The sequence below is a fragment of the Aerosakkonema funiforme FACHB-1375 genome, from assembly GCF_014696265.1.
Taxonomy (GTDB): Bacteria; Cyanobacteriota; Cyanobacteriia; order Cyanobacteriales; family Aerosakkonemataceae; genus Aerosakkonema; species Aerosakkonema funiforme_A.
The window spans coordinates 1-20,965 of the sequence record NZ_JACJPW010000069.1 but is presented as its reverse complement, the minus strand read 5'-3'; the positions used below and the strand labels follow the sequence as shown (position 1 = coordinate 20,965).

The following is a 20,965-nucleotide window of genomic DNA, read 5'->3' as shown; positions in this document are numbered from 1 at the left end:
ACAACTGACCGATGACTAATCGCTTTATGAATTTGCCCAGGTTAAAAACTTTCTCCCAAAGCCGCTATTTTCATCCGCTGTTACTGTTAGCGTCGATAGCAGTAGGAATTGCATTGCGCTTCAGTCGTCTGGAGGCAAAGCCGATTTGGACGGATGAATTTGCAACAATGGTTTTTAGCTTGGGCAATACTTTTCATAGTGTACCTTTGGATAGAGCGATCGCACCAGATATTCTCTTTCAACAGCTGCAACCGCAACTTAAAGATATTGGCGATGTTATCGAGCGTTTATTTAACGAAAGTACGCACCCACCTTTATATTTTGTTGTTGCACATTTGTGGTTGAAACTGTTTCCTATACAAGACACGAATGTTTTGCTTTGGTCGTCGAGGACGCTTTCCGTTTTGTTTGGCGTGGCGACTGTTCCGGCGATGTACGGTTTCGCTTGGTTGGCTTTTCGATCGCGTTTGGTGGCGCAATTAGCGGCGGCGATGATGGCAATATCGCCCTACAGTATATTTTTAGCTCAAGAAGCGCGACACTACACTTTAGCAACTTTGTTGATCGTCGCTTCTTTGAGTTGTTTTGTTGTTACTATTCATTATATAGAAAAGCGATCGTCTTTACCAGCTTGGGTAGGATTTAGCTGGGTAGCAGTTAATAGTTTGGGTATCGCTACACATTATTTTTTCACACTTAGTTTGGTTATTCAAGGTTTAGTATTATCGGCAATTTGGATAAAAAATCGCCTAAATCCTCGTTCTGAAAACGCACGAATCATTTATTGGTGGCGGATTGTGGCTGTGGCGGTAGGAACGCTGGCGGGAGGATTGGTTTGGCTACCTGTTTGGCGAAATATTCACGGTAGCGAATTGACTAGATGGGTTTATCAAGATCCGCTGAGAAATTTTTTGTTACCTGTGGTAAGATTGTGCTTGTGGATAACTTCTATGCTGTCCATGTTACCAGTTGACATATTCAGCCTGCCTTTGTGGGCGGTAATTGGATTTGGCAGCATAATGGTAATTTATTTAATCTGGGTTGGGCGGCTTTTGTGGCGCGGTTGGAGATGGCAAATCAAACATTCCAATAGCAGTTTTACAGCTAAGGCTTTGGGTGGATATGTTGTAAGTATGCTGGGGTTAATTTTGGTTTTGGGTTATGGTTTGGGAACGGATTTGACGTTAGCGCCCAGATTTCAATATATTTATTTTCCAGTTGCGATCGCATTATTTATTTATAGCATTTCTGCATATTGGATGAGGGGAATGGGTCAAGGGGAATTTGAAGATAAAATTCAATTATCCCAGCCTGTTTCGCCTGTAATGATAATTTTGTTAATGGCATTACTGGGGGGGATAACTATCGTTGGGAATTTTGGCTATCTGCAACACGAACGTTGCGATATTGTTGCCAAATCAATCCAGCATGAATCGCCAATGCCAGTTTTGATTGCATCTACTCACAAACATCACGGCAATACTGGTAGAATCATGGGGATAGCGTGGGAGTTAAATCGCTTAAATCAGGGAAGTTATCATAGCAGCCCTTTGTTTTTACTCGCTCACAAATATCAAGGTTTGTGTAAAGAAGCTTTGTGTAACGACCCCAATAACGATCCGGGGATTACCCTATCGGAAACAGTCGCTAAATTGCCTCGACCTCTGGATGTTTGGGTGGTGAATTTCCACGCACCAATACTAATCGAAAACCAAAATTGTACTAGCGCTGATGCTCGTTGGCGTAAGGTGGAAGGATATCGGTTTAGGCGATATCAATGTAGGTAATGATAGGGGTTAGGGGCTAGGGCGTCGGGGCTAGGGGCTAGGGGAAATAAGGGAGTAATATTTATCCTCTTCTCTCTCCCCTCTCCCTTTTCCCTCTTCTCTCTCCCCTTTTCCCTTTTCCCTTTTCCCTTTTCCCTAACCCCTAGCCCCTAGCCCCTAGCCCCTTCTCTCCCATATCGCGCTATAACTGTATTGATGGGATTGGCTTGATTGGACAACCAAGCCCACATTTGATCGCCGCAGGAAAAATGCCACCACTCGTTAGGATGGCGCTGAAATCCAGATGTTTGCATGACATTCGATAATAGTTGACGGTGAGCGTGATATTGTTGTTCGATCGCATTGGTGCTGTTGGCGAAATAATCTGGATATGAGATGGGTGAAATTTCGTCAATGGCAGAACCCATATTAATAGTGTTGCCACCTTCGTCAACTAAGGTAAGATCGATCGCAGCGCCTGTGCTGTGTGGAGGCGGTGTGGCTGGGTCGAGGCTTGGTGGTGCCCAAAACTGATATACTTGTTGCCAGATTTGTTGTCGATCGCTTTCCGATATTTCAGATAAATTTAATTTCTGAGTTGCAATTATTTGCGCGAAGCTGTACTCAACCATAAATTGTTGCACTTCCACCGGTCGATAGGCATCAAATATTTGGATGCGCCAGTTGGGATGCTGTTGCTGTAGGTAGTTTTGGGCGGTGATGAGGTTGGCGAGGACGCTTTGACGGAGGTAATATGGCGATCGATCTCCGTAAGGTGCGCCGAGTTTTTCGTAGGGATGGGGAGACTCGACGGCGAATAGCTCTAGGGGAATGGCTACGAGGGGTTCGCCACATTCTACAATAGGAATCTGTTGGTAGGGTTTCATGGGTTGCTTGCGACTATCGGTAGGTGTTTTTTAGGGTAGAGCATTTTTTGGGGCTGGATTGCTTTGCTGGTACTGGTTTGAGTGCGATCGACGCGATCGAGGGGTAGTCGCAAACGCTGTAATCCTTACTACGTCTGGGTTTGAGAGAAAATTTTTCAACGGGTATTTACAAGTGGAAGCTGGAAATGGTACATTTATCTTCGGTAGTCGCAAACGAACCTTGAAAACTAAATACGATAAGGCTTTTGGAGGGCTGCGGTTTCAGAAACATCTAATCCCTTTCAGGGATTGAAACTAGAATAGTTTGCTCCGCACTGAAAGAGTCGTCTTCCGTTTCAGAAACATCTAATCCCTTTCAGGGATTGAAACAACGAAAACGTCCTAGAAGATGATATATCGATAGTGTTTCAGAAACATCTAATCCCTTTCAGGGATTGAAACCAACAAGACGCCGCTTAGGAGGTTTGTCGTGAGCAACGTTTCAGAAACATCTAATCCCTTTCAGGGATTGAAACGGATCGCTTCGTTTGTTTGGATCATAGCTTCGGCATAGTACGTTTCAGAAACATCTAATCCCTTTCAGGGATTGAAACGGGTAAGGTACTCTACCAAAAGGCACTATTTCTCGTTTCAGAAACATCTAATCCCTTTCAGGGATTGAAACACTACCAGCAAGATTTGAAAGATAGGATTTACTCGTTTCAGAAACATCTAATCCCTTTCAGGGATTGAAACTTCAGTAGAATCCCTGAAATTAATGGTGAATTTTTGTTTCAGAAACATCTAATCCCTTTCAGGGATTGAAACGATAAGCCCGGAGGATATCTTTCCCGCGCCACGTGGTTTCAGAAACATCTAATCCCTTTCAGGGATTGAAACGAACTTTGCCGCTCTCAATTCTGCCTCTTCTTTAGAGTTTCAGAAACATCTAATCCCTTTCAGGGATTGAAACATGTTAGCAAGAATAGATTCCTTAGAAAGGGAAAGTTTCAGAAACATCTAATCCCTTTCAGGGATTGAAACTTGAAGAACCTGCGTAAGAAAAAGAACTAAAACCGTTTCAGAAACATCTAATCCCTTTCAGGGATTGAAACTTAGAAAGAGCGACAAAAGGATTATCCCTGTAAGTTTGTTTCAGAAACATCTAATCCCTTTCAGGGATTGAAACCGTGCAAAGTACACATCGCCTGGTAGATAACTTGAGTTTCAGAAACATCTAATCCCTTTCAGGGATTGAAACTTCACCAGGAAGGAAACCTATGACTTTTGAAGAAGTTTCAGAAACATCTAATCCCTTTCAGGGATTGAAACCCAAAAATTCTGGCTTACCTGCTTTTATCCAGCCGGTTTCAGAAACATCTAATCCCTTTCAGGGATTGAAACTCACAAAAGCTACCCAGAAAGGCTGGAAGCTGACCGTTTCAGAAACATCTAATCCCTTTCAGGGATTGAAACAAGTGACATCTCACGACAACCCATGACATCTCACGTTTCAGAAACATCTAATCCCTTTCAGGGATTGAAACAAGACTAAGTTAGTAAGTCACACACAATAAGAACATATGGGTTTCAGAAACATCTAATCCCTTTCAGGGATTGAAACAAAGAAGTAGGGTAAGTATCTGGCTAATTCTCCCCTGGTTTCAGAAACATCTAATCCCTTTCAGGGATTGAAACGTACCTGGAACAATTGTTTTTTGAGCAGGATCTCCAAGTTTCAGAAACATCTAATCCCTTTCAGGGATTGAAACAAGCTCCGGTTCGGGTTGGCTTTGCAATACCAATGGTTTCAGAAACATCTAATCCCTTTCAGGGATTGAAACGAAAATGCCCCAAATTTTCCATCAGCAGGGGGGTCGGTTTCAGAAACATCTAATCCCTTTCAGGGATTGAAACAACCAATTGCAAAAATTTAAAGCCCGCCAGGGGTTCAAACCCCTGGCTAATAGCGAAAGTCCACTTAAGTGGACTAAAATCTTTTTGCAGTTGCATCGCTCGGAATTGCACAAGCGATGATAAATCTCTGCAAACATAAATAAATTAAAATATTATTGCAGTCGGATTTATCCGACTTTCGCTATTAGCCTCAGACTTGAGTCTGAGGCGGTCTCTCATCCTGATAACCAAGATTAAAACATCAATATTAATGATGACAATTTTTCTTCTCACCATTATCCAAAGTCGGGACAGGATCGTAACCGCCGGGATGGAAGGGATGACAGCGCAAGATGCGCCGAACGGTCATCCAGCTACCGCGCAAGGGGCCAAAACGCTCGATCGCCTGCAAACCGTACTGAGAACAAGTGGGAGTAAAGCGACACGTAGGCGGAAACAAGGGCGAAATAAACATCCGGTAGCCGCGAATTAACCAAATCAGTAAAATTTTCATAGTGCCAACCAAATCTAATAAAGTGGTAAATAAGCTTTTACCAGCGCTGCAATTAAATCTTTACTAAACACAGTGCCACTTTTTGCATCCATCCCCGCCATCTGGTACAAAATTGCGATCGTCGCCATCTGGGTAGGCGGCGTTACCTTAACCGCTGAATTGCTGCATCGCTTCACCTCGACAGACCCAGAAAAAATTCGCAAAGTCGTTCATATTGGCACCGGACAAGTAATTCTGCTGGCGTGGTGGCTGCAAATCCCCGCTTGGGTAGGCATTTCCGCTTCGATTTTAGCGAGTGCTGTCACCCTATTATCTTACAAATTTCCCATTCTGCCGGGAATCAACAGCGTCGGGCGCAAAAGTTTGGGTACATTTTTCTACGCTCTCAGTATAGGTATTCTCACTGCCTGGTTTTGGCCCCTGCAACAACCCCAGTACGCCGCGTTGGGTATTTTGGTGATGACTTGGGGGGATGGACTCGCAGCCCTCATCGGGCAAGGATTTGGCAAACATCCCTACAAAGTTTGGGATAGTCAAAAGAGTTGGGAAGGTTCCCTGACAATGGCACTCGTCAGTTATATAGTCAGCAGCGTAATTTTCCTGGGAGTGGAAGGTAATATTTGGCAAACGTGGGTAATACCGATACCCATTGCCATAATTGCTACTGCTTTGGAAGCTTTTTCCAAGTTGGGTATTGACAATATTACCGTTCCTCTTGGTAGTGCCGCGTTAGGGTTTTTCTTGGGCCAGTTTTTACTTGGCTAAAGCGTCGGTCAATTAATGGCATAAACGGGGTTTATTTAGCAAAATAGCTCGTTTAAAGGATAATTTCATCTGTATAAACCCGGTTTCTTCAAGAAACCGGGTTTATTTGCGTATTTAGTCACTAAATTGCCAAATACTTCGACAAATAAATAAAAAACGTTACAAATTGTTTCATGATGTTAAGATAATTAAAACTGCTTGCACATATAAGTTTTTGTCTCGTCGTGGGCTAGCTGGGAACGGGTGCGATCGCATCTGTCGATCGGCTATTGATGAGGATTTGTTGACAAAACAGCCAAATCAATTTTTTAGTCAGTCGTAACCTTCGCGGCTTCAAATCACCCTCTGCAAGCAGGATATAGCCATCTCCCCCATCAGCATATTGCTGAAGGAACAGCTAAAAATTTAATAATTATTTCCACAGAAACATTTCTGAAAGAATTAAGCCATTTCTGTTGATAGATAACAAACCAACTCTTGTAGAGCGAGTATAAAGCATTAGGAAATAACACTTATTTTTTTACAAACCGCAATATGACTTTCTTCAATACTGCGATACCCCCCTTACGTCGAAAAGCCACAAATATCGATTTTAGAAAATACCCAGGCGTGTGGCGCATTAATATCCAAATTGGCAATATTACTTTACATTCGAGCTTTTATACCAAATTGGATCAAGCCTGCATATTGTGGGGTGCGATATCAGTTGCTATTTTTGTAACAGCACAGTTTCTCCCCCTAGACTGGAAGTTGCAAGCAGTTTTATGGTCAGTTCTGACCGTTGTCGGTACAGTAGCTATGCTAGAGCTATCTCGCTCTTGGATAAAAGAAGAACCGTTTAGGTCAATTATTTATTGTTGGGCAATTTTGATGCTCGGCGGTTTGATCGTAACTGACTTAGGCGTCTTCCTGAATTGGGGAGAAGTTTTGATCGGTCTGTGTCCTTTATGGTTGGGCTTAAACGCTTTGGGTTACTTCTATACTGGATTGGCGATGCGATCGCGCACATTCCTCTTCACCAGTTTAGTTCACCTCCTGGGCATAGCAATTCTACCCTACGTTGGTGGTTGGCAATTTCTCACCACCGGTCTGGTGATTGGATTGAGCGTACTGTTATTGGCAGAATTTGAATGGGATACTACCGCCTCATGTACCGGGAACCCCGCTAATTATTAGGGGCTAGGGGCTAGGGGCTAGGGGCTAGGGGAGAGGGGAGAGGGAGGAATTTTGACTTTTGACTTTCGACTTCCCTTTAAAAAGTTCGGTGGAGAAAAAACTTTTCTCCACCGATAGAGTTTGGATAAATTGATAAAAGAGAGCAAAAGAATTGAGCAATGATTACAGATGTTGAACTTCCAATGGCGCAAATTCGTCACAGTACGCACTCGCGCCCTGTATGTGGAAAAGATGTTGACCACTAACTTGTCAGCAAACCTCCAGCTTGCTTAAACTACCAATCGGATTTCTTTGATTCAGGTAAATCGCCCTCAAATGGTTGGACGCCTGTTTGGGGATAAGCATCGTCAGTCGGGCCAAAGATCCGAGCAACTGCTTCCGAGAAAAATTGAGTAACGCTGTCGAAGACTTTGTAAATACTCATATAACCCTTCTCCCGTTCTAGTATTGCGAGCCAAGATCGTCTTGGTATCTCTTATTTTTATTATCGATAATTTTGTATCATAAGAACCGTATTGCAATAGTTGTTTGGGTATGTTTGCAATACTTAGCTCGCAGCTCGCCTATTTATTAAGTTTAAGTAGCAAAGCATATACTTTCTTAAAATTTCGTTATCTTTGTTTGCGATCGGTCATCTATCTATCACAAATAACCGACGCGCAAAAGCGGCAATTTTCAGCAAAAATACTATTACATTTAATATACATATATTTTTTACTTAGTAAAATATGGCGGGCGATTCCAGCTTCGCGAAATCTTTCACAAAAATACCTTGACAGCATTATGGTAGAATTTACTATAATTAGAACAACGAATCTCGCAGGAACCAGGGCCATGACGATCGCCCCCGACCGGATGAGCTTGCTAGCCGCCAATCTTGACAGAACCGAAAGCACAGAAGATAACGAACTGACGCTATGTTCGGAAGACATGAGCCTTCTGACCGACCTGTATCAGCTGACAATGGCAGCGTGCTACGCAGGCGAAGGTTTAGATACAAGACAAGCAAGCTTCGAGCTATTTGTACGCCGACTCCCAGAAAACTTTGGCTACCTAATCGCAATGGGCTTGCAACAAGCCTTAGACTATTTAGAGAAATTCCGCTTCACCCCAAAACAGATACAAGCATTACAGGCGACGGGAATATTCCATCTAGCACCCGCAAAATTTTGGTCGCTACTAGCAGAAGCCCGCTTCAGTGGGGATGTGTGGGCAGTACCGGAAGGGACGGCTGTGTTTGCCAACGAACCGCTGTTGCGAGTAGAAGCACCCCTGTGGCAAGCTCAGTTGGTGGAAACTTATCTATTAAATACAATCAATTATCAAACCTTAATTGCCACAAAAGCGGCAAGAATCCGGGATGTGGCGGGAAAACAAGCAACGCTGCTGGAATTCGGCACCAGACGCGCCTTTAGTCCGCAAGCCTCAGTCTGGGCAGCTCGTGCGGCTTTAGCAGCTGGCTTGGATGCGACATCGAACGTGCTGGCTGCTGTAAAGCTGGGTCAAAAGCCCAGCGGTACGATGGCTCATTCTTTAGTGATGGCATTAACGGCAACATCGGGTAGCGAGGCGGAGGCATTTGCAGCGTTTCACCGCTATTTTCCGGGCGCACCTTTATTGATCGATACTTACGATGCGATCGCAGCTGCTCAAACTTTAGCAGAAAAGGTAAATGCCGGCGAAATGGAATTGTCTGGAGTGCGGTTAGATTCCGGCGATTTAGTAGCATTATCCCAGCAAGTGCGATCGCTCTTACCCGACGTACCCATTTTTGCCAGCGGCGATTTAGACGAGAGAGAAATTGCCCGCTTAAAGAATGCCGGTGCTTGCATCGACGGCTATGGGTTGGGAACTCGACTGGTGACGGGTTCGCCCGTCAATGGCGTTTACAAACTTGTCGAAATTGATGGTATCCCTACAATGAAACAGTCGAGCAATAAAACTACTTATCCCGGTCGCAAGCAAATCTTTCGTCGGTTTGAAAACGGGATTATGCAGTCAGATAAATTGGGATTGGTCAACGAAAATTCAGAAGAAAGTCAGCCTTTATTACAGTTAGTTTACCGAGATGGTAGAAAACTGCGGCCAGAAAGTTTAAATCGCATTCGCCAGCGCACAGCCGCTTCTGTCGCCAGCTTACCAATTGAAACTCGCCAGATCGATCGCCCGATTTCCCCACCAGTAGAAATTTCTGCCGCACTGTTAAGTTTAACGGCACAAACGAAAAGTGTTAGGCACTGAGGAACGGGAAAGAAAAGCATCTTACTTTTGACTTTTGACTTTTGACTTTTGACTTTTCACTATGCACACAATCGCTCTTTTTGGTACTAGCGCCGACCCCCCAACAACCGGACATCAAGCAATTCTCAACTGGCTATCGCAAAACTACGATTGGGTAGCAGTTTGGGCGTCAGATAACCCATTTAAATCTCACCAAACACCATTACAACATCGAGCTGCAATGTTAAGGTTATTGATTGAGTCGATCGATCCTCCCCGACACAACATCGGTCTGCATCAAGAACTCAGCAGTCCCAGAACTTTGGAAACTCTCTCAAAAGCAAAATCAAAATGGCCATTTGCCGAACTGACCCTAGTCATCGGTTCGGATTTGGTTACGCAGCTACCGCGCTGGTATAGAGTTGAAGAATTGTTGCGGCAAGTGCAGCTGTTAGTAGTGCCGCGACCGGGAATTCCCATAGAAGATACAGCATTGCAGCCACTGAGGGAGATGGGAGGGTCGGTAGCGATCGCATCTCTAAACAGCCCAGATGTTTCCTCTACAGCTTATCGTGAAAAAGGAGATCGCACAAGCTTAACGCCGATCGTTGAGGCATATATTCATCGAGAGCATTTATACGCATGGCAGGACGCGGCACAAAAAAGATAGAAAATCCAGGGAAAAAACAGGCATTAGCCGACTTCAAAGTAGGAGTCGATAACGTCATTTTTTCAGTTGATAACGAACAAAATCGACTTTTAGTGTTATTAGTAATGCGAGACGACGAACCATTTTCAGGTCAGTGGTGCTTACCCGGAACACTGGTAAGAAAAGGAGAATCTCTAGAAGACGCAGCCTATCGAATTTTAGCAGAGAAAATCAAAGTAAAAAATCTCTACTTAGAGCAATTGTATAGCTTCGGGGGGCCGGGTCGAGATCCCAGAGAAGCGCCAGATAGCTTTGGAGTGCGTTATCTATCCGTAAGCTATTTTGCGATCGTGCGATTTGGGGAAGCCGAACTTATTGCCGATGGCGTTAGCGGTATCGCTTGGTATCCCATCCAACAGATACCCCAACTAGCATTCGATCACAATAAAATTTTGGAGTACGGCTATCGGCGTTTGCGAAATAAATTAGAGTATAGTCCCGTCGCTTTTGATGTGTTACCGGAAGTCTTTACTTTGAATGACCTTTACCAGTTTTACACCACAATTTTGGGAGAAAATTTCTCAGATTATTCTAATTTTCGCTCCCGTTTGCTGAAACTGGGATTCTTGTCTGACACTGGAGTCAAAGTGTCGCGGGGTGCCGGTCGTCCAGCGAGTTTGTATCGATTTGATGCAGAAGCCTTTGCACCTTTAAAGGATAAGCCTTTGGTTTTTATTTAAACGCAAAGGGCGCAAAGGCTTACGCAAAGGGACGCCGAGGGTAAAGGGATTATGCTAGCGAATAATTATACTTACTCATTATTTCTTTGCGTTCCTCTGCGATTACCTTTGCGATCCTTTGCGTTAAAAAAATAATTTTGGAGGTAAAAGATAAAATTATGAAAATAGCGATCGCACAACTCAATCCTACCATTGGTGCCCTCACCGATAACGCCCAAAACATTCTCAATGCAGCCAAGCAAGCATTAGATTTAGATGTCCGTTTGTTATTGACACCAGAACTTTCCCTCTGCGGATATCCGCCACGGGATTTGTTGCTAGACCCCAGTTTTGTAGAGGCGATGGCAACAACTTTACAGCAGCTAGCACGGGATTTACCGCCAAATTTAGCAGTCTTAGTCGGAACAGTCGAACCGAATCCAAAAGCTTTTACCAGTGGCGGGAAATCTCTCTTTAACAGCATGGCTTTATTAGAAGGGGGAAAAGTGCAGCAAATCTTCCACAAAAGATTGCTGCCAACTTACGATGTTTTTGACGAACAGCGATATTTTGAACCCGGACTTCAGCCTAATTTCTTTACCCTCACTCCTCAGCCACACTACTCGGCAATTAAAATCGGCGTAACTATCTGCGAAGATTTGTGGAATGATGAAGAATTTTGGGGTAAGCGCACCTACGCTGTCAATCCGATTACTGACTTAGCCCAGCTGGGTGTAGATTTAATTGTCAATTTATCGGCTTCTCCTTATAGTGTTGGCAAACAAGCATTGCGAGAAGCAATGCTGCGGCATTCAGCGACACGCTTCGATCGACCTATTATCTATGCCAATCAGGTTGGTAGCAACGACGATTTGATTTTTGATGGTAGCAGTTTTGCCCTCAATCGTACAGGTGAAATAGTGTGTCGCGCCCGTAGTTTTGAGACAGATTTAGTATTGCTAGATTTTGATGTAGAAAAAGGGGATATTGCATCCGTACAACCGAAATATGTAACACCGCTACCTGATTGCGAAGAAGAGGAAATTTGGGGGGCGTTGGTGTTGGGAGTGAAGGATTATGCGCGAAAATGCGGTTTTTCTAAAGTTGTAATTGGTTTGAGTGGAGGGGTAGATTCAGCATTAGTTGCAGCTATTGCGGCAGAAGCTTTGGGCGCAGAAAATGTGTTGGGCGTCCTTATGCCTTCGCCTTACAGTTCCGATCATTCAGTAAAGGATGCTTTGGTATTAGCCGAAAATTTGGGTATTAAAACTCACACCCTGCCGATCGGCAATCTGATGCAAAGTTACGATGAAAGTTGGGAAGATTTGTTTGCGGGGACAGAGTTTGGTATTGCCGAGGAAAATATTCAATCGCGGATTCGCGGTAATCTGTTAATGGCGATCGCCAACAAATTCGGCTATCTTCTCCTCTCCACCGGCAACAAATCGGAAATGGCTGTAGGATACTGCACTCTTTACGGCGATATGAATGGAGGATTGGCTGCAATTGCCGATGTTCCCAAAACCCGCGTTTACTCTTTGTGTAAATGGCTAAATCGCAACGACGAAATTATTCCGGAAAATATTCTCACGAAAGCACCCAGCGCCGAACTCAAACCCGGTCAAACCGACCAAGATTCTCTCCCAGCTTACGATATTTTAGATGACATTTTGCAGCGCTTTATTCACGAACATCAATCGGCTGCACAGATTGTGGCTGCGGGACACGATCCGGATGTTGTCAAACGAGTGATAAAAATGGTAGCGCGGGCGGAATTTAAGCGGCGACAAGCACCGCCGGGATTGAAGATAACCGATCGCGCTTTCGGTACGGGATGGCGAATGCCGATCGCCAGCAAAGGTTTGGATACAGTTAGTGTTTAATATTCGTATGCCCCAAAATTGGACTTTCATCAGACAACGACTCACCCCTTACCTATTCCTTTTCCCTGCCCTTTTCCTGTTATTTCTAACTGTATTTTGGCCAACATTCCAAGCATTTTACCTCAGTTTTACTCAATACGACCTCACAAATCCGCCGCAGTGGGTGGGATTGGCGAATTTCCGCCGTTTGTGGAGAGATTCCCTATTCTGGAAAACGCTGTGGAATACGGTGCTGTACCTCGTCGCGGTGGTGCCGATTTTAGTTGTCGCACCCTTGGGACTGGCAATTTTAGTTAACCGCAAATCGCGTGGAATTACTTGGTTTAGAGCATTTTATTATACACCAGTAATCATATCGATGGTGGTGGCGGGGATTGCTTGGAAATGGCTGTATGCCGAAAACGGTTTGCTGAATCAATTTCTGAGTGCGATCGGATTTAAAGATGGGATTCCTTGGCTGACAAGTCCCAAATGGGCGCTTTACAGCGTCATGGCGGTGACTGTCTGGAAAGGATTGGGCTACTATATGGTGATTTACCTGGCTGGGTTGCAATCTATACCAGCAGAACTGTATGAAGCGGCGGCGATCGATGGTTCCGATGGCATAGGCAAACACTGGGACATCACCGTACCGTTGATGAAACCTTACCTATTGCTAGTAGCAGTAATTTCGGCAATTTCTGCTACCAAAGTATTTGAGGAAGTTTACATCATGACCGAAGGAGGGCCGAGAAATAGTTCTAAAACAATTGTTTACTATCTCTACGAACAAGCCTTTAAAAGTTTAGAAATCAGCTATGCTTGCACAATTGGTTTGGTGTTGTTTTTGCTGATTTTGGGATTGTCGATTTTGAATCTCAAATTGTCACAAGCGCGAGGACAAATTCATTAACAATATCTCTATAACGTCTATTCCGTATTGCCTAAATAACTTCTCCCCCACTCTTTCCCTAACCCCGACGCCCTTGTCCCGACGCCCTTTTTAAAACCTCCTTTCAAACTCAAATTGCGCTTTGGTATCACCGGAAAAATCAGTGGAACCGCGCAACAGAATATTGTTATTTACCCGATAGCGCAGGTTATACTGTAATGGTTGATCGGTAGTGAGAACTTTTGATACAGAACCAGAAAGTCGATCGGTAATATCGACCACTGCCTCTGCTGCCAATCCTAGTGTAGTGTTACGAGCTCTATCTTCTCTGTTGGGGGGAATAGCTGTGGGGAAAAAGCGCAATTCGCTCAAACCGAAAGCTTGTCCGATCGCACTAATCGTACCCTGAACCTGCTGATTTCCCAACAAAGCAGAACCCGCTAAATTAGCAAGTCCCAAAGTACTGTCACCCCGACCTAAATTCTGTGCAAATCCGCCCCCGATTAAAGCCACAATTTCCGATTCAGTGCGCGGCGGGTTGCTTGTCAGCACCAAGTTATCCGCCAATTGACTGGCCGGTCCCTCGACTCTAGCCACAATGCGAACCGTTTGCACGCTACCGAAAAAGCCGGCATCGGGAACATCGGCAATTTCAGAAGATATGGGAGAAGATGGTAAGCGACTGCCGGTCACTTCCGGTACGGTAGTAACGACGCGAACATCTAAAATCGGGTCGAGTCCGCGTTCTGGGACAAACACAGCTGTTTGCGTATAATCGCGATCTAAGGTCATTTGCGTAGTAAACAAATTCACCTGACCTCGGCGCAACTGAATTGTACCTTGCGGTTCGAGATTACCCAAAAAGCCATTTACAATCAGCTCGCCAGTCGATCGAAAACTAAATAGCGGCGGTCGCGTCACATTGACATTATCCGCCAGAGTTAAGCGCAAATTGTTAAATTCCGGAACGATCGATCTCGCAAAACCAATTCCGCCTCCCCCTTCTCCCCTCCCTGTGGACGGAGAAGCGTTGGGGGTGGGGTTTTCTTGTTGCTGTCCTAAAAACACCTCCCCGTTTTTCAACGTCACTTCACCACCGATTTGGGGTTCAAATGCAGTGCCGGTAATTACTGCATTGCCATTTACGCCACCTCGATAAAGTCCTTTGAGATTGATCGCCAATTCGTTCAAAGTGACGCTGAGGGGATTATTGCGATCGGGATCTTGTTGAGATAACTGCCTGGAAATAGGGATGATTCCCTGTGCTGATACCGCACCTTTACTGAAATTACCGGTGAGGTTTTCTACCAGGATGCGATCGCGATCGAATCGCACAATTCCAGTCACATCCGTCAGCGGTGCAGGCAGCGCCACAGCCGCAATTGTCGCATTATCTACTGTAGCAGTTCCCGTTATTTGCGGCGCAGATAAAGTACCCCGCACCTGTAGTTGTGCTTGTCCTTGACCGCCAGCCCAAGTAACTTGTCCTCTACTTAATAGATTTAACAGTGCCAGCCCTTCATTTTGCACATTCACATCTAAACTAATTGCATTGCTATCCGGTCTAACCGTAGCAAAAGGTAGCTGATAAGGTACGCTACCAGAAATTACAATTGGCTGAGGCTGTTGCACCACCGCCTCAGAATTAAAATTCAAGCGAGCATTTTCATAAGTAAAAATTGCTTGTGCCGACTGCACCTGCGTTCCATTCAAAGTTCCATCCACCAAAGTTAAGTCGCCGTTAACCTCTGGGTTTTGTAAAGTGCCTGCCAGATTAGCAGTACCATTCAGCTTACCTGTAACTGCCACCGGTAAAGGCACAAACTTATTGATGACATCGACGGGGAAATTTTGTAATTCCAATTTCCCATTTTGCTGTTGCAAACCGAGATTTCCAGAGAAAGCTAATCGAGCGTTCTCATACTGAATTTCCAAAGGCGCTACCCTCAGCGCCCCATTTTCAAAATTACCTTTGGCGCTAACTTGATTGAATTTATATTCACCCCATTGCCAATCTTTCCCACCGATCTCGAAACTCACTTGTAAACCTGTTGGCAAAGAATTAATACCTGAAGTTAAAGCGCCTGCAACTGTAATAGTGCCGCTAAAATTTCCATCTAATTCTGTGATGTCAGGTAGGCGATTAGATTGGCGGCGGATCGTGCGTTGCTGTTCCAACAAAGCTTCGATTTCCGAAAAGCGGCGCAATTGAGATAATAGAGAAGCGTTGGGGATGCCAACGGCTACGGTAGGAAGTGCGGCAGATCCGGCATAGTTACGTTGCGATCGTCTCGTATTTGCCAAATTCAACAAGTTAAACGCTGTTAAAACATTGCGAACTTTGCCTTGCTCAAATTGTACGCTTGCTTGAAAATCTCTGGGAGTTATCCGACCTGTTACTTGATAAGTACTCTCACCTTTTTGTAACCGAGCATTGGTAATTTCAGCTATGCCATTGGCGTAGCTGAAATCGCCGCTTATCGCATCTACTTGAAATTCACCTATAGCGGCTTTGGCGAGCGTGACATTATTCGCCACAATACTTCTAGCGTTTAAATTGATAGCAAAGTTGCCCGAAAGTATGCCGCTGATAGGTTGATTGGCGATTTCTCTCGGTACGGTTGCTACGTAGGGAGCCAAAGCTTTTAAAGTGGCGATCGGGAAATTTTGGACGTTCACTTCCAACAAATCTCCCTGCTTTCTTCCCTCTGCTACTACTTCATCGCGCCGGATAGCAAACGTTACCGGGTTATTGTTTCTATCTAACTCAACGGCAATTCTATCTTGAGCGCCCGATAAATTTAATCTGAGTCCTCTTCCTGCTGCTAATTGCACCTCACCCGATAATACAGGATCGAAATCGAAACCGTTGATAACCAAATTTTGCAGACGCAGATTACCCGCTACATTCGGTGCAGTTGGCGTTCCCGATATCCGACCGTTAAAATCAGCACTACCAATTATAGAAACCGGGTTTCTGCTTATATCTCTAGCTCCAAAGCGACTTGCCATAGAAACCCGGTTTCTTGGCGTCGGTATTTGGATGGGCAAATTTTGTAAATTTAAGTTTTGCGCTTCTACATTGATATCTAAACTTGTAATATTCGGCTGGTTATTTCTATCAATATTTGCTATAATTATTCCACTTACATTTAATCCAGGAGCGGTTACTCGTTCGATTTGCAACCGCTGTCCGTTCCAGTCAAATGTAGCTGCGATCGGCCCTTGAATAGAAGCGATTCCCTCAGAAAAGTTGGCATTTCCTCTGGCTTGAATATTTGCTAGCGGCGACCTTCCCGTTGCGGTCAGAGAAGCGACATTTCCCGCCAGATTCAAATCGCCGGTCAACCGTCCTTGCAGTTGCTGCGAAAAGCGATTTAATTGCACATTGGCAAGCGAAACATCTGCTTGCCAATTGCCTCGATTTAGCTGTGCTTGGCGAATCGTAACGCTACCGCCAGCAACTTGTTGAAGATTTCCTTGAATGCTGGCTTGGATTTGCGATAAAGGTAAGTTATTTGGCGGCGCTGTCAGGACATCCGAATTTCCTGCAATTTGCAGTTCCCCAGTAAAAGTAGAACCTCTTAACTGGGTCGGTAATTGTGGGAAATTTGCCAGCTTTATCTCTGAAAGGGAAAGATTTGCTTGCCAATTACCCCGGTTAATTTCTGCTTGTCTTATCGTTACGTTACCCGCAGCAAGTTGCAGATTTCCTTGACCTATTGCTTGAATTTGGGATAGCGGTGACTTATTAGAATTATCGGTAAGTGCATCGAGATTTCCAGCTATTTGTGCTGCGCCGCTAAAAGTACCTTGGAATTGTTTTGGTACTTGCGGGAAACGATTTAGCTGTACATTGCTAGCGGCGATATCTGCTTGAAAATTCCCGCGATCGATCTGCACTTGTCGGATATTAACACTACCGCCTGCTACTTGCAGATTTCCCTGACCTCTTCCTTGCAGAACCGATAGAGGTGACTTATTCTTATCGGAAAGTGCGTCTAAGTTTCCCGCTACTTGAAATTCACCAGTAAAAGCCGAACTGCGAAACTGTGGCGGGACTTGCGGGAAAGTATTTAGTCGGACATTGCTAGCGGCGATATCTGCTTGAAAATTCCCGCGATCGATCTGCGCTTGTCGGATATTGACATTACCGCCACCAACTTGCAGATTTCCCTGACCTCTAGCTTGAATTTGAGATAGCGGCGACTTATTCTTATCCGAAAGTGCATCGAGATTTCCAGCTATTTCCAATTGACCGGTAAAAGCCGAACTGCGAAACTGTGGCGGGACTTGCGGGAAAGTATTTAGTCGGACATTGCTAGCGGCGATATCTGCTTGAAAATTACCTTGATTAATTACAGCTTGTCTGATATTAACACTACCGCCACCTACTTGCAGATTGCCGCGACCTCTGCCTTGAATTTGAGATAGCAGCGAGTTATCATCATTATTAATATTATCTAAATTACCGGCAATTTCCAATTCACCATTAAAAGAACTTTGTAACTGCTTGGGTACTTGCGGGAAACGAGCGAGATTTACACCCCTAGCGATGATATTAGCTTGCCAATTCCCATCGCTAATTGCTGCTTGTCGGATATTAACACTACCGCCTGCAACTTGTAGATTACCTGTACCTCTAGCGCGAATTTGAGAAAGTGGCGATCGATTCGATTTGTCAGTCAGATTGTTTAAATTTGCGGCTATTTCCAATTGACCGCTGAAAGAACTTTGTAACTGCTGGGGAACTTGCGGAAAACGACTGAGTTCTACACCTTTAGCGATGAGTTCCGCTTGGAAATTACCGCGATCGAGTTGTGCTTGTCGAACAGTCACATTACCGCCAGCAATCCGAACATTCCCATCACCTCTGGCGCGAATTTGGGATAGCGGCGATTGATTCGATTTCTCGGTAAGCGCGTCTAAATTTCCCACTAATTGAAATTGACCGCTAAAAGCACCTTGCAATTGCGGCGGTAATTGGGCAAACCGACTCAATTGCACATCAGCAACGGCAACATTTGCTCGCCAATTACCGCGATCGATCTCTGCTTGTCGAATTTGGATATTTCCACCAGCAACTTGCAGATTTCCTCGCGCTATTGCTTGAATTTGAGATAGGGGAGATTTATCTGTTTGTGCGGTAAGTGTATCTAAATTTCCTGCTGCTACCACTTGTCCGCTAAAAGCACCTTGCAATTGCGGCGGTACTTGCGCGAAACGCCCTAATTGCACGCCAGAAGCGGTAAGATTAGTTCGCCAATTACCGCGATCGAGTTCTAATTGTTGAATTTGTACCCTACCGCCAGCAACTTGGATATTTCCATTGCCAACTGCTTGAATTGTGCCCAATTCGCCAGAGTTGAGGTTACCTGCAATGCGGAATTGACCGTTAAATGGCCCTTGTACTTGCGGCGGTAACTGTGCCAATTGTCCTAGATTAACATTAGCTGCTCTGGCGATCGCTTCCCACGCACCGTTGCGAAGTCCGACCCGCACAATTTGCACAGTACCGCCAGCTACTTGAATATTTCCCTGACCGATTGCTTGAATATCTGCAACTTGGAACGACTCAACATTCCCCGTTAATTTAAATTGACCGTTGCTGAAAGTGGCGTTCTGCAATTGAGGCGGTACTTGGGGAAAACGCCCCAATTGAATACCAGTCGCACTGACTAAAGCTTCCCAACGTCCATTATTCAATCCAGCTTGGCGCAATTGGATATTGCCACCCGCAACTTGCAGAGTTCCTTCTGCGATCGCTTGAATATCTTGTACTTTAAAAGAACCTAAACTTCCCGATAGCTTCGTTCTTCCGCTAATCGTTCCCTCCAGTATGGGATTTGGGATTTGGGATTTGGGATTCTGGATTGAAGACTGTTGACTTCTGACTGGAGAATTCTCCTGCTCGTCTGGGTTTTCCGGCAATGCAGCTAAAATATCCTTGACTGGCAATTGGGAACCTTCCACAAGTGCTTCCCAGCGACCGTCAGCGATACGAGCTGCTGCTTGCAAAGTTTTTCCCGCCACTTGGAAAGTCGCATCGCGCAAGACTGTCTGACCTCTAGCAATGACAACTTCGCCAGCTGCGGGATAGGTAGCTTGGGGAGCTTGCCACCTAGCCACTACTCGGATATCGTTGAGGGGGCCGAATACTTGTGCTTTGGCGGAAACATTGCCAACTTTAAGAGAAGGAGATAAAGTTGTGCCGTATTGCTGAGCGATCGCATCTCCCGGCACGTTCTGAATTTCAGCATCAAATACCAATCCACCTTCTTGACCCAACTTGAGATTGCCTTTGCCAGTGATTTGACCGCCAACAGTTGGTTTTGCTTGCAAATCTGCGATCGCAAGTTCGTTTGTCGTCGGTGCGAGGGCAAAACGAGCGCCTATAGAAGAGAATTGCAGCTTATCAACTTGGGTGGGTTTGGTTGTGGTAAATTGACCTAATAGGATGGGAGCTTGTATTGGGCCGGTCAACCGCACGCCTGCTCGCACCTCGCCGCTTACAGGCAGTGATGTTTTTAAGTTGAGAGTTTGAACAATATTGGCGATCGCGACACTGGGTACTTGCGCTGTAATATCGTATCCTTTTTGAAGATCGAAACTGCCATTCGCTTGCAGGGGAACTTGACCCAAGCGCGTCGTGACATTATCCAACGTAATTTCGCGATCGTTGAAGCGCAGCATTCCGTTAGTATTGTTAAACGGTGCTGGCAGTTGTTTCAAATTGGCAGTAACATCTTTGAGGAGTGCCGTCCCCGATAAAAATAGTGGCTGTTCGGGGCTATATCTGACAGTCAAATTGCCATCTGCCCGACCGTCACTCAAATTAAAGGAAAATTTGACTAGGCGATCGAGATCTGTAACGAGTAGATTTTGACCTTGCAGCTGTACGTTCGTTTGTTTGAGGGGAATAGAATGTTCCCCGGAAATGTTGAAATTCCCCCCGGTAGCCAATTGTCCGCCTAAATCGAAGCGAATGCGCTGACCCCGATCTTCGATTTGAGCATTACCATTCAGCGGCGTAATGCCTATGGGAACTCTGGGAAAACCCGTTTTTGGATTTGGCACCAGTACAACTTTAGCGTTGCTCACCCGCACCGATTTGATTTCGGTTTTGAATGGCCCGGTGCCTTCTCCGACGCTAATTTCAGTGACAATCCAGCTATCTTTCTCGTCTTGTTCGATGTAAACATCGGGATTGACGAGGGTGAGGTCTAGCTCTAAAGTGCGGTTTAACAGCAGGGTGACGGGATTGAAACCCACATCGATCGCCCCAACTGCGGCGCGGTCTGGGTCTGTCGGCGTTGCCGGTATTTCCGAAGCCCCAAATCGCAGTCCGCTAACAGAAAAGCGTTCTACTTTACCCAACTTTAGCGGTCGTTTCAGACTCTCGCTGAGATTTTTCTCAACTAATGGCCCTAATTGCTCCTGGACAAACACCCAGGCCCACCAAGCACCAGCCGCAACGCCAACTACCAAAATTACGCCAAAAGCAAGACCGGTGCGACTCAGCCAAAGCAGCCATACACGCCGATTTGCACTTGATTGGGGTTCGTTACTGGGATTCGGGGAGTTCGTCATCAGAACCTCTAGGCGCTAGGGGAAGAGGGAGTGGGGGAGTGGGGGAGCGG

Annotated in this window: 12 protein-coding genes and 1 CRISPR repeat array; of the genes, 8 read left to right on the top strand and 4 right to left on the bottom strand. The window is 45.3% G+C overall.

What is annotated here, in order from left to right; translation table 11 throughout:
* Window positions 1-11 precede the first annotated feature (11 nt).
* Window positions 12-1,787: a glycosyltransferase family 39 protein gene (locus tag H6G03_RS23560; protein ID WP_190469412.1), complete on the top strand. Its 1,776-nt coding sequence runs from the start codon at window positions 12-14 to the stop codon at window positions 1,785-1,787.
* A 149-nt stretch (window positions 1,788-1,936) separates the two neighbouring features.
* Here the strand turns inward: H6G03_RS23560 and H6G03_RS23555 are convergent, their stop codons facing one another.
* Entirely contained in the window at window positions 1,937-2,653 is a 717-nt protein-coding gene (locus H6G03_RS23555; protein ID WP_190469408.1) for a M15 family metallopeptidase, read from the bottom strand.
* Between the two features lie 258 nt (window positions 2,654-2,911).
* Window positions 2,912-4,549: a CRISPR direct-repeat array (repeat unit 37 nt; unit sequence GTTTCAGAAACATCTAATCCCTTTCAGGGATTGAAAC).
* Window positions 4,550-4,796: 247 nt separating this feature from the next.
* The gene (yidD, locus tag H6G03_RS23550) at window positions 4,797-5,042 is read right to left on the bottom strand and encodes a membrane protein insertion efficiency factor YidD (RefSeq protein ID WP_190469404.1); all 246 of its coding nucleotides are present in this window, start codon (window positions 5,040-5,042) and stop codon (window positions 4,797-4,799) included.
* A 72-nt stretch (window positions 5,043-5,114) separates the two neighbouring features.
* On the opposite strand from yidD, the gene H6G03_RS23545 reads away from it, so the two are divergent.
* Both H6G03_RS23545 and H6G03_RS23540 read left to right on the top strand, forming a co-directional pair.
* The gene (locus tag H6G03_RS23545; protein WP_322111958.1) at window positions 5,115-5,807 is read left to right on the top strand and encodes a diacylglycerol/polyprenol kinase family protein; all 693 of its coding nucleotides are present in this window, start codon (window positions 5,115-5,117) and stop codon (window positions 5,805-5,807) included.
* A 534-nt stretch (window positions 5,808-6,341) separates the two neighbouring features.
* Window positions 6,342-6,983 (top strand): hypothetical protein, encoded by a 642-nt coding sequence (locus H6G03_RS23540; protein WP_190469401.1) that lies wholly within the window; start codon window positions 6,342-6,344, stop codon window positions 6,981-6,983.
* 274 nt (window positions 6,984-7,257) lie between these two features.
* Here H6G03_RS23540 and H6G03_RS23535 read toward each other — a convergent pair whose 3' ends face one another.
* Window positions 7,258-7,407 carry a hypothetical protein gene (locus H6G03_RS23535; protein WP_190469399.1) on the bottom strand — a complete coding sequence of 50 codons (150 nt, stop codon included), beginning with the start codon at window positions 7,405-7,407 and terminating at the stop codon, window positions 7,258-7,260.
* A gap of 410 nt (window positions 7,408-7,817) precedes the next feature.
* Here H6G03_RS23535 and H6G03_RS23530 point away from each other — a divergent pair, with 410 nt between their 5' ends.
* The 5 genes from H6G03_RS23530 (at window position 7,818) to H6G03_RS23510 (ending at window position 13,346) form a co-directional block, all read left to right on the top strand.
* Window positions 7,818-9,224, top strand: coding sequence for a nicotinate phosphoribosyltransferase (locus H6G03_RS23530; protein WP_190469396.1), 1,407 nt, complete (start codon window positions 7,818-7,820; stop codon window positions 9,222-9,224).
* A gap of 61 nt (window positions 9,225-9,285) precedes the next feature.
* The gene (locus H6G03_RS23525) at window positions 9,286-9,873 is read left to right on the top strand and encodes a nicotinate-nucleotide adenylyltransferase (protein WP_190469391.1); all 588 of its coding nucleotides are present in this window, start codon (window positions 9,286-9,288) and stop codon (window positions 9,871-9,873) included.
* Entirely contained in the window at window positions 9,846-10,592 is a 747-nt protein-coding gene (locus H6G03_RS23520; protein ID WP_190469389.1) for an NUDIX hydrolase, read from the top strand. The genes H6G03_RS23525 and H6G03_RS23520 overlap by 28 nt, the downstream gene beginning before the upstream one ends.
* Window positions 10,593-10,750: 158 nt before the next feature.
* The gene (locus H6G03_RS23515; RefSeq protein WP_190469386.1) at window positions 10,751-12,454 is read left to right on the top strand and encodes an NAD+ synthase; all 1,704 of its coding nucleotides are present in this window, start codon (window positions 10,751-10,753) and stop codon (window positions 12,452-12,454) included.
* Between the two features lie 7 nt (window positions 12,455-12,461).
* Window positions 12,462-13,346, top strand: a complete 885-nt coding sequence (locus H6G03_RS23510; protein WP_190469382.1) for a carbohydrate ABC transporter permease — start codon at window positions 12,462-12,464, stop codon at window positions 13,344-13,346.
* Window positions 13,347-13,436: 90 nt separating this feature from the next.
* Here H6G03_RS23510 and H6G03_RS23505 read toward each other — a convergent pair whose 3' ends face one another.
* Window positions 13,437-20,915, bottom strand: coding sequence for a translocation/assembly module TamB domain-containing protein (locus H6G03_RS23505; protein ID WP_190469378.1), 7,479 nt, complete (start codon window positions 20,913-20,915; stop codon window positions 13,437-13,439).
* Window positions 20,916-20,965: the final 50 nt, after the last annotated feature.

Excerpts from the sequence above, each read along its gene's own strand:
- H6G03_RS23560 (WP_190469412.1), top strand. The coding sequence starts at position 12 with ATGACTAATCGCTTTATGAATTTGCCCAGGTTAAAAACTTTCTCCCAA.
- H6G03_RS23555 (WP_190469408.1), bottom strand. The coding sequence starts at position 2,653 with ATGAAACCCTACCAACAGATTCCTATTGTAGAATGTGGCGAACCCCTC.
- yidD (WP_190469404.1), bottom strand. The coding sequence starts at position 5,042 with ATGAAAATTTTACTGATTTGGTTAATTCGCGGCTACCGGATGTTTATT.
- H6G03_RS23540 (WP_190469401.1), top strand. The coding sequence starts at position 6,342 with ATGACTTTCTTCAATACTGCGATACCCCCCTTACGTCGAAAAGCCACA.
- H6G03_RS23535 (WP_190469399.1), bottom strand. The coding sequence starts at position 7,407 with ATGAGTATTTACAAAGTCTTCGACAGCGTTACTCAATTTTTCTCGGAA.
- H6G03_RS23530 (WP_190469396.1), top strand. The coding sequence starts at position 7,818 with ATGACGATCGCCCCCGACCGGATGAGCTTGCTAGCCGCCAATCTTGAC.
- H6G03_RS23525 (WP_190469391.1), top strand. The coding sequence starts at position 9,286 with ATGCACACAATCGCTCTTTTTGGTACTAGCGCCGACCCCCCAACAACC.
- H6G03_RS23520 (WP_190469389.1), top strand. The coding sequence starts at position 9,846 with ATGGCAGGACGCGGCACAAAAAAGATAGAAAATCCAGGGAAAAAACAG.
- H6G03_RS23515 (WP_190469386.1), top strand. The coding sequence starts at position 10,751 with ATGAAAATAGCGATCGCACAACTCAATCCTACCATTGGTGCCCTCACC.
- H6G03_RS23510 (WP_190469382.1), top strand. The coding sequence starts at position 12,462 with ATGCCCCAAAATTGGACTTTCATCAGACAACGACTCACCCCTTACCTA.
- H6G03_RS23505 (WP_190469378.1), bottom strand. The coding sequence starts at position 20,915 with ATGACGAACTCCCCGAATCCCAGTAACGAACCCCAATCAAGTGCAAAT.